The sequence below is a fragment of the Aeromicrobium jepli genome (assembly GCF_047246605.1).
Classification (GTDB): Bacteria; Actinomycetota; Actinomycetes; order Propionibacteriales; family Nocardioidaceae; genus Aeromicrobium.
The window spans coordinates 404564-416134 of sequence record NZ_JBFOKO010000001.1 but is presented as its reverse complement, the minus strand read 5'-3'; the positions used below and the strand labels follow the sequence as shown (position 1 = coordinate 416134).

General features: G+C 67.1%; 15 protein-coding genes and 1 tRNA gene. 11 read left to right on the top strand and 5 right to left on the bottom strand.

Going from position 1 to position 11571, the window contains the following annotated elements; translation table 11 throughout:
• Nucleotides 1–12 precede the first annotated feature (12 nt).
• Together AB3M81_RS01985 and AB3M81_RS01980 are read right to left on the bottom strand one after the other, a co-directional pair.
• A complete protein-coding gene (locus tag AB3M81_RS01985) occupies nt 13–300 on the bottom strand; it encodes a hypothetical protein (RefSeq protein WP_412902232.1) in 288 nt (95 codons plus the stop codon).
• A 95-nt stretch (nt 301–395) separates the two neighbouring features.
• Nucleotides 396–477: transfer RNA gene (locus AB3M81_RS01980), tRNA-Tyr, on the bottom strand.
• 79 nt (nt 478–556) lie between these two features.
• Between AB3M81_RS01980 and AB3M81_RS01975 the strand changes: the two genes are divergently transcribed.
• Entirely contained in the window at nt 557–1048 is a 492-nt protein-coding gene (locus AB3M81_RS01975; RefSeq protein WP_412902231.1) for a YajQ family cyclic di-GMP-binding protein, read from the top strand.
• A gap of 20 nt (nt 1049–1068) precedes the next feature.
• Here the strand turns inward: AB3M81_RS01975 and AB3M81_RS01970 are convergent, their stop codons facing one another.
• Nucleotides 1069–2226, bottom strand: a complete 1158-nt coding sequence (locus tag AB3M81_RS01970; RefSeq protein ID WP_412902230.1) for a tyrosine-type recombinase/integrase — start codon at nt 2224–2226, stop codon at nt 1069–1071.
• Complete coding sequence (locus AB3M81_RS01965; RefSeq protein WP_412902229.1) at nt 2216–2851, bottom strand: helix-turn-helix transcriptional regulator; 636 nt, start codon at nt 2849–2851, stop codon at nt 2216–2218. Before AB3M81_RS01965 ends, AB3M81_RS01970 begins: the two co-directional genes overlap by 11 nt.
• 123 nt (nt 2852–2974) lie before the next feature.
• Here AB3M81_RS01965 and AB3M81_RS01960 point away from each other — a divergent pair, with 123 nt between their 5' ends.
• From AB3M81_RS01960 to AB3M81_RS01920, 9 genes are all read left to right on the top strand, one after another.
• Complete coding sequence (locus AB3M81_RS01960) at nt 2975–3151, top strand: helix-turn-helix transcriptional regulator (RefSeq protein ID WP_412902228.1); 177 nt, start codon at nt 2975–2977, stop codon at nt 3149–3151.
• Nucleotides 3121–3435, top strand: a complete 315-nt coding sequence (locus AB3M81_RS01955; RefSeq protein WP_412902227.1) for a hypothetical protein — start codon at nt 3121–3123, stop codon at nt 3433–3435. Before AB3M81_RS01960 ends, AB3M81_RS01955 begins: the two co-directional genes overlap by 31 nt.
• A 128-nt stretch (nt 3436–3563) precedes the next feature.
• Entirely contained in the window at nt 3564–3800 is a 237-nt protein-coding gene (locus tag AB3M81_RS01950) for a hypothetical protein (RefSeq protein WP_412902226.1), read from the top strand.
• Nucleotides 3797–4672, top strand: a complete 876-nt coding sequence (locus AB3M81_RS01945; RefSeq protein ID WP_412902225.1) for a hypothetical protein — start codon at nt 3797–3799, stop codon at nt 4670–4672. The genes AB3M81_RS01950 and AB3M81_RS01945 overlap by 4 nt, the downstream gene beginning before the upstream one ends.
• Before the next feature lie 367 nt (nt 4673–5039).
• Nucleotides 5040–5957 carry an AAA family ATPase gene (locus AB3M81_RS01940; protein ID WP_412902224.1) on the top strand — a complete coding sequence of 306 codons (918 nt, stop codon included), beginning with the start codon at nt 5040–5042 and terminating at the stop codon, nt 5955–5957.
• Nucleotides 5958–6509: 552 nt separating this feature from the next.
• A complete protein-coding gene (locus AB3M81_RS01935; RefSeq protein ID WP_412902223.1) occupies nt 6510–6926 on the top strand; it encodes a helix-turn-helix domain-containing protein in 417 nt (138 codons plus the stop codon).
• Nucleotides 6927–6941: 15 nt separating this feature from the next.
• Nucleotides 6942–7622, top strand: coding sequence for a hypothetical protein (locus tag AB3M81_RS01930; protein WP_412902222.1), 681 nt, complete (start codon nt 6942–6944; stop codon nt 7620–7622).
• A gap of 143 nt (nt 7623–7765) precedes the next feature.
• Nucleotides 7766–8062, top strand: a complete 297-nt coding sequence (locus AB3M81_RS01925) for a hypothetical protein (protein ID WP_412902221.1) — start codon at nt 7766–7768, stop codon at nt 8060–8062.
• Nucleotides 8059–10752 carry a phage tail tape measure protein gene (locus AB3M81_RS01920; protein ID WP_412902220.1) on the top strand — a complete coding sequence of 898 codons (2694 nt, stop codon included), beginning with the start codon at nt 8059–8061 and terminating at the stop codon, nt 10750–10752. Before AB3M81_RS01925 ends, AB3M81_RS01920 begins: the two co-directional genes overlap by 4 nt.
• Before the next feature lie 27 nt (nt 10753–10779).
• On the opposite strand, the gene AB3M81_RS01915 is transcribed toward AB3M81_RS01920, so the two are convergent.
• The gene (locus tag AB3M81_RS01915) at nt 10780–11073 is read right to left on the bottom strand and encodes a hypothetical protein (RefSeq protein WP_412902219.1); all 294 of its coding nucleotides are present in this window, start codon (nt 11071–11073) and stop codon (nt 10780–10782) included.
• Nucleotides 11074–11184: 111 nt separating this feature from the next.
• On the opposite strand from AB3M81_RS01915, the gene AB3M81_RS01910 reads away from it, so the two are divergent.
• Entirely contained in the window at nt 11185–11502 is a 318-nt protein-coding gene (locus AB3M81_RS01910; RefSeq protein WP_412902218.1) for a hypothetical protein, read from the top strand.
• The last annotated feature ends 69 nt before the right edge of the window (nt 11503–11571 follow it).

The following is an 11571-nucleotide window of genomic DNA, read 5'->3' as shown; positions in this document are numbered from 1 at the left end:
GTACCCGTGGCGTCAGCGCGCCGGGTCGTCGACGACCTCGCCGCCGAGCAGGCGCTCGACGAGGAACTGCGCCTGCGTGACCGACGGGGCGCCGGGGTCCTCGCCCTCGGGCGCGTCGTCGAACCCGAGGGACGCGACGAACGCGTCGTGCGCGGCCGCGAAGTCGGGCACGACCGGCGTGACCGGCGCGCGGCGCGACTCCTCGAGCAGGTCGAGCTCGTACGCGTCGGGCACGAGGTCGTAGAGCGCGCGCAGCGACCAGTCCTCGCCGGGACGGCGGTCGGGTTCGGGCGTGGCCATGCCTCGACGATAGGGGCTCGCACCGACAGGACGCACGCGCTGACCCGGAAGAGTGCGAAGCCCCCGACCGGATCGGTCGGGGGCCTCGCGTCACGTGGCAGGTAGAGGATTCGAACCTCTGAAGGCAATGCCGGCTGATTTACAGTCAGCTCCCTTTGGCCGCTCGGGCAACCTGCCGCGACAGTCGGCAAGATTACCCCAGCGCCCACCGGAGTCGGAAATCAGGGCACCCGTCGCGGGCCGCTAGGGTGGGCCCATGGCCGATTCCTCCTTCGACATCGTGAGCAAGATCGACCGCCAGGAGGCCGACAACGCCCTCAACCAGGCGGCCAAGGAGATCGCGACGCGATACGACTTCAAGAACACCGGTGCCGCCATCGAGTGGAAGGGCGAGTGGGGCGTGGAGATCACCGCCAACGCCGAGGAGCGCGCGCTCGCGGTGCTGGACGTCTTCCAGACCAAGCTCATCAAGCGCGGCATCAGCCTCAAGGCCTTCGAGGCCGGCGACCCGCGCCAGTCCGGCAAGGACGTCAAGATCAACGGCACGTTCGGCGAGGGCATCAGCACCGAGCAGGCCAAGAAGGTCAGCAAGCTGATCCGCGACGAGGGCCCCAAGGGCGTCAAGGTGCAGATCCAGGGCGACGAGCTGCGCGTCACGAGCAAGTCCCGCGACGACCTGCAGGAGGTCATCGCGCTCGTGAAGGGCGCCGACCTCGACTTCGCGGTGCAGTTCACCAACTACCGCTGAGAGCGGGGAGTCTGCGCAGGTCAGCGCAGGGTCACCACCCCCTCAGTCCGCACAGGGTCCGCACCAGGCCGAAGAACGGCCGCCGAGACGGCCGAGGCAGCAGCACGAGCGCGCTCCTCGCTGTCCGGCCACAGGTGCGTGTAGATGTCGAGAGTGATCGCCGGGGACGAGTGCCCGAGCGCCTTCTGGACCGTCGCGACGTCACACCCGGCCGCGATGAGGCCCGACGCGAAAAAGTGACGCAGTGAGTGCAGGGTGAACCGCTCGGGGATGCCGGCGTTCTTCCTGACAGTGCGCCACTTGTTGCCCGCCGAGTTCCGATTGAAGGGCTCGCCGTCGTTCAAGAAGAGAAGGTCGTCGTCGGTGGCGCCCGTCTTCGCGACGTGGGCGGCCAGGATCTCGACGAGGTCTGCCGACACGTGCACCCTGCGCACCGTCCCGTACTTGGGCGGCGTGATGCGGGCCGTCGCTACCGTCTGGCCCTGCACCTGCTGCTCGACGTCAATCTGACGCTCGAGGAACCGCACGTCGCGGGCGCGCAGTCCGGCTGCCTCGCCGAGGCGCAGGCCGCCGAAGGCACAGACCGCGATGAAGGCGTGGAACGGCCCCCACGAGCTCTCGAGCGCCGCGGCGACCTGCTCGGGCGTCGGGATGTCACTTCGGCGAACCTCACCAGTACGGGCCGATGCCTTGACCGCCTTCCGATAGTCGAGCTGGTCCGTGGGGTCGGTGGCGATCACCTTGTCTACGCGGGCCGCGATGAACGCCATCCGCACGTAGTTGAAGCGGACCTTGATCGTCGACGGCGCAAGCCCCTTCGGCCGCGTCGCAGTCGGCAGGGTGAGGCTCTTCAGCCACCGCTTCACGTCCGACTGGGTCACCGTCCTGATCGGCTTGTCGGCGAACGTGAGGGACTTCCGCACGAGCACGGTCGTCTCGATCGTCCCGTCCTCCCACACCTGTTCACTCACCCACTGGTCGAACCAGGCGCCGAAGGTGATGCGGCCGGCCTTCGGGTCGACGTACTGGCCCGTGACGATGGCGGCCGTCACTTCGTCGAGCCACTGCTGAGCGTCGATCTTCCGGTCGAAGTGGCGCGCGTGTTCCTTGCCGGCGACGTCCCGGTAGCGGGCCCGCCACTTGCCGTTGTCGCGCTTCGCGATGCTCTTACTGGCCATCACTCAACCTCACCGCGAGTTCTCGTATCTGCATCCCAAGACCATCCAGAAGTTCGTCCCAGCGACGTTGCCATTCCTCGAGCGCGCTCAGCATTTGAGTCAACGTGTGCGTGACCATCTGCTCCGACAGCTCGGCTGACCCGGCGACGTGGCTCGGCACTTCGTCCCCATGATCGGCGAGCACTTCGTCGAGACGTTTCCGTGCCTCAGCGTGGCGCGCAGCGAGATGCCTCGCCTCGTCCTCCCGCTTCGCCAGGTCCCTGTACCCACGAATGATGTGCTCCAGGCTCGTGTCGAGGCCCTCGCGGGCCTTCGCAATCGCCGAAGCGCACTCATTCGCTTCACTCAGGCTGACGCGGAAGGCCCGCGTCATGTCCTGTACACGTAGAGCCGGATCCGATAGTGACCCAGCAAGACCGGCAAGCATTCCCGGATCCACCGAGAGAATCGTGGAGAGCGCGAGACCTTCCTCGAACTTCAGTCCTCGATCGCCAGCCTCAATCTTGACCACTGTTTGCGGGCGCCACGGAAACCCCATTCGCTGCATTTCACGCGCGAGGCTCGATTGGGTCAGGCTCCGCTGCTCGCGGATCGCCCGAACGCGGGCTGCTAGGTCGTCGTTCACGCCCAAGACATTACACCGAAATCGCACCTTGGCAAATCCTTGCAAACGGTCCCGTTCTGAGTCAGTATGGAAATGGTTGATCGGAGTAGCCCTCACCAGGGTGCCAGAACAGGAGCATGAGCAATGGCTGAGTACCTAACCGTCGAAGACGTCGCCGAACTGGTCCACGTGTCACCGTCCACAGTCAGGTGGTGGGCTCATGCCTCCCGAGGGCCCCGGAGTTTCTCCGTAGGAAAGAGGCGCCTCTACGCGCGGGCAGACGTCGAGGCGTGGATCGAAGCTGCGAAGGCCGCCAGTTGACCCTTCGGCCTCCCCTGCCGAACCCGCCGGCCAATGCGGAGATCGAGAACTTCTCGGAGCGAGAGTTCCTGCACCCCAAGGTGCTCCAGCGCGAGGCAGCGAAGGCATTCGCGGCGGCAGGCATGTGCGTCAGCGGCGCGCGCGTGCGACGACTCGTGAACGAACTTGTGACACGTCGAGATCCAGTGACGGCCGACGCTGAACTCTTCAGGCGCTACGTACTCGACCATCCCGACCCCACCGGCGAGGAAGCCGTTCACAACATCCTCCATCGACCGGCCTAACGACTCAGACCTCAGACAGAAACGAAGCCCCGACCTCCTACCAGGTCGGGGCTTCGTCGTTCGTTCAAGGAGAACCCACCCTTATGAACAGTCCCAACCTCAGTGTACCGCCCGATCGACTCGAGATCGTGGCTCAGATCAAGGCGAATCTGCCCGATCCGGCGACGGCCCGCCGACGCCTTGACCGGGCGCGACGCCGCCAACTGCGGAGGGCGACGAGGACTTCCGCCCGTCCACACGTCCCGTCCAGCTTCGGCATGAGTTCCGCCGGCATCCTGCGCCATGCGACCGAATTGCGCGCCGTCGGATGGCGTGACGACGAGATCCGCGCCGTGCTGGTGGATCCTCGGGCGGTGGCAGCATGACGGCCACTTACGAGGCTAGCCCCGTAAAGCGCCGTCGCCGGACTCGAGCACAGCTGGACGCGCTCGACGATGCGATCGTGGCCGCGGTCCGCACGGAGCACCCGGTCACATTGCGCGGCGTGTTCTACCGGGTCGTCTCCGCCGACGCGGTGGAGAAGACCGAAGCTGGCTATCAGGCCGTAGGACGCCGGCTCTTGGAGCTGCGCCGGTCGGGGCGGATCCCGTACTCCTGGATCGCGGACGGGTCACGGGTCGTGCACCGGCCGGAGACCTGGACTGGCGTCGATCGGATGCTCGTGGATCTCTCGGCGTCGTACCGCCGGTCTCTCTGGCACAACCAGGCTGCCGAGGTCATCGTGATCTCCGAGAAGGACGCGATCAGCGGAGTGATCCTCCCGATCACGTACCAGTGGGACGTCGAGCTCGCGATCACCCGCGGCTACTCGTCAGAGACCTTCACGCACTCGATCGCTCAGTCGATCATCGCCAACGACGACCTGGGCAAAACGACCTACGTGTACCAGCTTGGGGACCACGATCCCTCCGGCGCTGATGCTTGGCGTGACTTCCAGGACAAGGTGCACAGATTCGCCCCAGGCGTCTCGGTCCACATGCAGCGGATAGCGGTCACGCCCGCGCAGATCGACGAGTTCAACCTCCCCACCCGTCCGACGAAGTCGACGGACACGCGAGCCCCGAAGTTCGCCGGCGACTCGGTCGAGGTGGACGCCATCGCTCCGACCGCCCTGAGGGCCATCGTCGAGACGGCCATCACGCAGCACGTCGACCCGACGGCACTGCGGGCAGTCCGCATCGCCGAGGAGTCCGAGCGCGAGGGGCTACGGGCGATGGCGGCGGGGTGGTCTGTGTGAAGGCGCGCTCGCTGATCAGGGTCGAATTCGACACACCGCGCGGCCAAGCCCTCATTCGTGGCTTTGGCGGCGGCGACTACTGCGAGATCGTGGGCGGGCGCGGAACGTGGCTGCGGTCCCGTCGCGGGTGGTCGACGAGCGCACGCACCGCGCGCGACGTCATCGCTGCAGCCGAGCGAGACGGCCGCCGTGTCCTCATCACTGAGACCGGCGGTGCGCGATGACCGTCGACCAGTGGACTGCGGCCGATCACCTCATCGGCGCGACGCCGGTCAGCCCACGGCCGTGGCGACCTGTCGATCTCTCGGCGGTACTCAGCGGCTCGTGGCGACCTGCCGTGCCTACCGTCGGTCGCCGAAGTGACGGCGTGGGCCTGTTCTATCCCGGCAAGGTCCACACCGTCTCTGCGGAGTCCGAGGCCGGCAAGACGTGGTTGACCCTCTCGGCGTGCCTCGATGAGATCGCCGCCGATCGTCATGTCGTCTACGTCGACTTCGAGGACGACGAGGGCGGCATCGTGAACCGGCTGCTGGCGATGCAGCTGGGACCGGACCTGATCCGCGCGAGGTTCCACTACCTGCGCCCCACGGTCGCGCTGGGGACCGGGATCAACCTTGATGACCTGCGCGGGCTGCTGACGACCGTAGAGCCGTCGCTGGTGGTGCTCGACGGCGTAACCGAGGCGATGACGTTGCACGGGATGGACCCGCTGAACAATAAAGACATCGCCACGTTCGGCCGCATCCTGCCGCGCCCGATCGCCGACGTCGGGCCGGCCGTTGTCTGCCTGGACCACGTCGTCAAGTCGACCGAGTCCCGAGGCCGGTACGCGCTCGGCGGCGTTCACAAGCTCAATGGGCTCGACGGTGCAGCGTTCGTCCTCGAGAGCCGCAAGCCGCTCGGGATCGGGCTCACCGGCATCACGACGGTGCGGATCGCCAAGGATCGCCCCGGCCAGCTCCGCAAGCACGGCCTGCCCGGTCGTGACGGCATGTTCTGGTTCGCGGACCTGCGCGTGACGACCGAGGTAGAGGGCATGACCGAGGTCGAGGTCGTGGCCCCGGAGAGCAAGAGCGAGACGACCATGCGCCCCACTCGGGTCATGGCGAACATCTGCCAGGCGCTCGCCGACAAGGGCGACATGAGCGGTCGTCAGATCGAGGCCGTCGTCACCGGCAAGTCCCGCACGATCCGCGATGCGATCGCCCTGCTCCAGGTCGAGGGATACGTCAGCAACGGCACTCCCATTCGCCTCATCAAGCCGTTCGAGGGGAGTGAGTCGTGATGTGCGTCCCCGCGTCCCCTAGTGCGTCCCCCCGCGTCCCCCGAAACGGGGAACGCGCAGGTCAGAGCGTGGTTCAGGGTGCGTCCCCGCGTCCCCCCCTCTATAGGGGGGACGCGTGGGACACACCCGTACCGCGTCCTGCGCCGCGACGGGGCCTCACCTCCTGTCATGACTGCGGCACCGGCGCGTATTTCTGCCAACTCAGGCGCATCGAAACCCACGAGCCGTGCTGCTCTCGCTGCTCACACATCTCTCGACGTCAAGACACCAGGAGGAACACATGACCAAGACCAACTGGAAGCGCATGGTCCGCGAGCTGAACAGCGGCCACCAGAGGGGCGGGGCTGGCCGACCATCAGGGCGGACCGTGGGTGAAGTGAAGTCCGGTCCGTACGGTTCCTCCAGTTCGCGGGCACGCCACGATTCGGGCGCGCCACGACCGAACCCCGGAGTCCGAGCAGCCTTCACTCGGAGTATCCCTGTCCTCGTCGTGGACGCCCACGGAGCCACCCACATCGTCCGATCGATGCCGGAGTACGAGGTGCTGCAGCCGTGACCAATGGGGCACCTCGGGCGAACCGCCGGTCGTACCTACTCAAGGTCGGCGAACCCTCGGTGGTCGTGCCCGCTCGAATCGCCAACCTGCTCGAGCGCCACGGCCGACTGAGCGAGCTGCGAGTGCGGACGCGCGGCCTCGATCCGGAGGCATCAGCGGTGCTCGAGGACATTCGCCTCGCGGCCCTGCTCTGGGCTGGTTCCGCATCAGGAACCGAGGGCGACAGGGCACCGGAACCCGACGCACGATCGAAGTGGTTCACAACAGGACAGGCCGCATCACACCTAGGGATCACCCGCGAAGCAGTCGGGAAAGCGTGCCGAGAGGGACGCCTCACCGCAACGAGGACGGGCGACCGCTGGGTGATCGGCCGAGAAGACCTCGAACAATTCCGAGCCGCGCGAGCGGCCTGACGAAGGAGCAGCACCATGCCGGACATTCCCCAGGAAGTAGTCGACCAGGTCGGCAGGATCGTAAGCGCGTACGACCTGCAGATCGCGAGCATCCGCACCGACCCCGAGCTCTCGCCGGCGGGGCGCGCAACCCGCCTCGCCCAGCTGTACTGGGCGACCCAGGCCGAGGTCGAGCAGATCCGCGAGCGATGGGAGCGCACCGCGGCCGACTCAGCGAGCAGCCTCACCCGCGAGCTGTTCGGCACGCCGTCGGCCAGCGGTGCCGACGCCATCCGTTCTCTCTTCGGCGAGGCGCCCACTCGGACTGGAGCGGACGCCATCAGCACCCGCGACGCCGATGACAGGGTGTCCCGGATCGAGGATCCGAACGAGGCCATCCGGCTGCTCGAGCGCGCCGAGATCAACGACGACGAGGTGCTGGTGCGTGCGATCGCACGGCGGGCCTACGAGCACGCCTCGAGTGGATTCCTCGGCGGAGGCTGGAGCCCAGTCCTCGATGCGTATCTCGAGAAGCGTCCCGACGTCGCGGCCAAGATCCAACAGCTCGAGGCCGCGCGACGATCGGACCTGCGGTCAGGGATTCTTGGCGGCTTCCTGTTCAGTGTCGCGATGCCGCGCGAGGTCGAGCAGATGGGATCCGTCGCCCGCAACGCTGCCCGCGCCGGCGGGCAATCGTCGAGCGAACTGAGCATCTGAGGCATGCGCGCGCACGACGGCAGGGGGAGGGCCCCGGCGGGGCACACCTCTGGACCGCGGGTGAGGGGCGAAAAGAGTGCGGCGGGTTCAAACTTTTCGCCGATCCACCGCGTTGGGCCCTCCGTGGGCGTGGAGGGCCCTCGATGAGCGCCCGGGTTACCCATGCCGAGGTCAGCCGTCAGATGACGCTCATCGTTGACCTGACGCGGCTGTCGGCCACGCTGCGAACTGGCGACATCCAGATCGCCGGCCGCGAACTGGCCAGGGCGATCGACAACTATCCCGAGCTCGAGGCCGGGTTGCTGTCCATCACTGTCGCCAGCCTGAACCTCCTCATGGAGGGCGACCGCCTCGAACTGCCTGCTCTTGAGCGCGCGGGAGCTCTCGCGCGCAACGCGAACGCTCGCTTGGCGAGCATGTTGAACGGAGAAGGCACGTGACCAACAGGGATCTGTGGATCAGGATCGGAGCCCGCGTGGACGGGTTCATGTCGGGCATCGGCAAGGCGCAAGTCGGAGTCCGGAACTTCACGAGGGAGCTCGAGAAGTCGGAGCAGAAGCGCCAGGCACTCAACGAGATCGGGAACGGCTTCGGCCTCGTGGGGGCCGCCGCCACTGCGGCCGGCGGTCTGATCGTGAAGTCCTTCGCTGACTTCGACGAGGCGATGTCAGCAGTCGAGTCGACCGGCCAGGACGCCCGTGACAACATCGCGGCCCTTCGGGACATGGCGGTCGACATGGGCGCCAAGACGAAGTTCAACGCGACCGAGTCTGCTGCCGCGATCGAGGAGATGGCCCGCGCCGGTGTCACCGCCAAGGAGATCCTCGGAGGCGGCCTGCAGGGTGCTCTCGACATGGCCGCCGCCGGGAACATCGAGGTTGGCGAGGCCGCGGCGTACGCCTCGCAGGCCATGAATCAGTTCGGCCTCCGGGGCAAGGACGTCCCACGCATCGCGGATCTGCTCGCGGCGGCCGCTGGCAAGGCGAACGGCGAGATCTCCGACTTCGGGCAGGCCCTCAATCAGGCCGGAATCATCGCGTCGGACACGGGACTGTCGATCGAGGAGACGACCGGCGGCCTCGCGGCGTTCGCTCAGTCCGGGCTCCTCGGCAGTGATGCCGGCACCTCGTTCAAGACGATGCTGCAGCGCCTCAACCCGTCTTCGAAGGAAGCCGCCGAGCTGATGAAGGATCTCGGGTTGTCCGCGTACGACAGCAGTGGCGAGTTCGTCGGGCTGGCCGACTACGCCGGTCGTCTCCAGTCGGCGTTCAAGGGCATGTCGTCCGAGCAGCGGTCCGCCGCGATGGAGACGCTGTTCGGGTCAGACGCGATCCGCGCCGCCAACGTTCTGTACCGAGAGGGCGAGGCCGGCATCAACAAGTGGGTCAAGGCCGTCGACGATCAGGGCTTCGCCGCGGAAACCGCCGCCACGAAGATGGACAACCTCAAGGGCGACTTCGAGCAGTTCACGGGCGCGCTCGAGACGGCGATGATCGGGACGGGTGAGGGTGCAAACGGACCTCTGCGCGACATGGTCCAGCAGCTGTCGTCGCTGGTCGAGGTGTACAACGACCTGCCGCAGCCAGCGAAGGACGCAACCCTGGGCGCGCTCGGACTGACGGCCGCCGTTGGTGGCGGCACCTGGGCCGTGACCCGGGCACTCACGTCGTACGCGAGCCTCCAGTCGAACCTCTCGGAGCTGGGCCTCGGCTTCGAGACGTCCCGGAAGAAGGCGCTCCTGTTCCGCGGCGGCGCTCTGGCAGCCGGCATCGGCCTCTCGACCCTGTCGGACGACATCGGCGAGTTCGACCGCACGGCCGGGATCGCGACAGATGCGCTGTCCGGGATGGCTGTCGGTTTCGCGGTCGGCGGCCCGTGGGGGTCGGCGATCGGCGGCGCGATCGGACTCGTGAAGGGCTTCGGCGACGCTCACGCTGACGCTGCGGCTGAGGTCGAGGCGCTGATCGCAACGTACGACAGGGCAACCGGCAAGATGACCGAGGCCGCGCGCGCGATGGCGATCGAGGATCTGAACAAGCCCCTCAAGGAGGGCCTGTTCGGCACGTCCTTCGGAGCGGTGGACATGACCGGGCTCGAGGCCGCCAAGACCCTAGGCATCGAGCTCCGCACGATCACAGACGCGGCAATGGGTAGCGGGATGGCCATGCAGGAGGTGAATCGCCGCCTCGGCGAACTGCGCGGACTGACTGGTCCGGAGTACGCCGCGGAGGCCAAGCGCCTTGGTGTCGACGTCCGAGACCTGGCTGACGCCTATGCGTACTTGGGCGACTATGTCGACGAGAACTCTGCCAAGTGGCGCACCGCAGGCGAGAGGGCACGAGACGCCGCCGAGGCTACATCAGGCCAGATTGAGACGACTCAGCAGCTTGCCGCCGCACTCGCGGGCGTTCCCGTCGGCGTGTACACGGAGCTCAAGTTGCTCGACTACCAGCCGACCGCGCTGCAGATCGACGACATCACCCGTCGCTACAACCTGACGCCGGAGCAGGTGCAGACGGTCCTTGCTGCCTTGGATCGAGCGACGCCGCTGATCGACGACGTGGACGGCAAGCGTCGGAAGCTCGACGGCAGCGATGCCGAGGTGCGACTGCGGGCACAGGATGCGGCGACGGGGACCATCAGGTACGTCCGAGACCTGCTGGAGAACCTGGACGGCGACCGAGCGACAGTCACGATCGAGACGCACCGCGTGAACACGGGCAACAACAAGGGCGGCAGTGGCCGTCAGACGATCAACAACGCCGACGGCGGCGTGTGGGACTTCTTCGCGAACGGTGGCCTGCGGGAGAACCACGTGGCGCAGATTGCTCCTGCCGGCGCGTGGCGTGTGTGGGCTGAGCCGGAGACGGGCGGCGAGGCGTACATCCCGCTGCACCCGTCGAAGCGTTCGCGGTCGATCGACATCTGGGCCGAGACCGGGCGCCGCCTCGGCATGCAGGGCTTCGCGGACGGCGGATTCAGCGGGGACCTCACGGCGAGCATGCCCCAATCGGTGGCCGATGCGATCGAGCGTGGCGTCGAGCGCGGCGTGGAGCGCGGTCTGGCGCGGGTCCGACTGGATCTCGGTCGGGACGCTGCGACCTTCCGCAACATGACCCGGACCACCTGAACGACGACGACTCGCCGGCGGGCTTGCTTATGCAGCACCCGCCGGCGGGCGCCCGCCGCCTTCGAGCTCGGTGAGGCGGCCGACGAGGCCTTCGGGCGGCAGGGCATCAAGTTCGAACGACACCAGAGCCGAGGGCGGGACACGGATGAGGATGGACGCGGGCACGTCCTCCTCGTCGCTCGTCGTCGCCGTGCTGATCCAGATTGCCTTCTGCTCGGCGAAACGTTCTGCCATCCGCTCCGCAAAGCTCGTCGCGGAAGCATCATCTGGAAAGTCCACCTCGATGGCCGAGACACCCGATCCAATCATGAGTCTGGTCACTGGACAGTCCTCCTCGAGCGATGTTTGATCCGCAGCCTACGCACGATCTCCGACAACATCCGCCGATCGCCCATCACCGAAGGTAGATTCCGCGCTATGAGAGTGGTGGCCATGACATGCCTGCTGGCGTTCGCTGCTGGCTGCAGCGAGGCGGGAACCGAACTGCCGCCCGACGCCTCAGCGGAGGCGTCGCGTGCCGGTCTATCTGATGCTGTTTACCTCGACGTCACGAAGCGCGGAGTCGACATCGGACGTCAGGAATTCGACCTCATCGTCGAGACGGTCTGCGAGCGCGACCTGCCCAGCCCGCAAGCTCAGCCTGACGACTGGAACCGCGAGGCCGACACGATCGCTGAACTGGGCGGAGTCGACAGCTTCCTAGACGCTCGGCTGCTGGTGCGCTCGATCGACCAAAACGTCTGCAACTAGTAGATAGCGACGCGCGGCCCCACGCTCGCATTCGGTTCGGCAGACAACCTCGCTCGTGCCGCCGCGATG

What these genes read in the sequence shown, in the direction of transcription:
- AB3M81_RS01970 (WP_412902230.1), bottom strand. Translation starts at nt 2,226, where the DNA reads ATGGCCAGTAAGAGCATCGCGAAGCGCGACAACGGCAAGTGGCGGGCC.
- AB3M81_RS01985 (WP_412902232.1), bottom strand. Translation starts at nt 300, where the DNA reads ATGGCCACGCCCGAACCCGACCGCCGTCCCGGCGAGGACTGGTCGCTG.
- AB3M81_RS01975 (WP_412902231.1), top strand. Translation starts at nt 557, where the DNA reads ATGGCCGATTCCTCCTTCGACATCGTGAGCAAGATCGACCGCCAGGAG.
- AB3M81_RS01930 (WP_412902222.1), top strand. Translation starts at nt 6,942, where the DNA reads ATGCCGGACATTCCCCAGGAAGTAGTCGACCAGGTCGGCAGGATCGTA.
- AB3M81_RS01945 (WP_412902225.1), top strand. Translation starts at nt 3,797, where the DNA reads ATGACGGCCACTTACGAGGCTAGCCCCGTAAAGCGCCGTCGCCGGACT.
- AB3M81_RS01925 (WP_412902221.1), top strand. Translation starts at nt 7,766, where the DNA reads ATGAGCGCCCGGGTTACCCATGCCGAGGTCAGCCGTCAGATGACGCTC.
- AB3M81_RS01910 (WP_412902218.1), top strand. Translation starts at nt 11,185, where the DNA reads ATGACATGCCTGCTGGCGTTCGCTGCTGGCTGCAGCGAGGCGGGAACC.
- AB3M81_RS01960 (WP_412902228.1), top strand. Translation starts at nt 2,975, where the DNA reads ATGGCTGAGTACCTAACCGTCGAAGACGTCGCCGAACTGGTCCACGTG.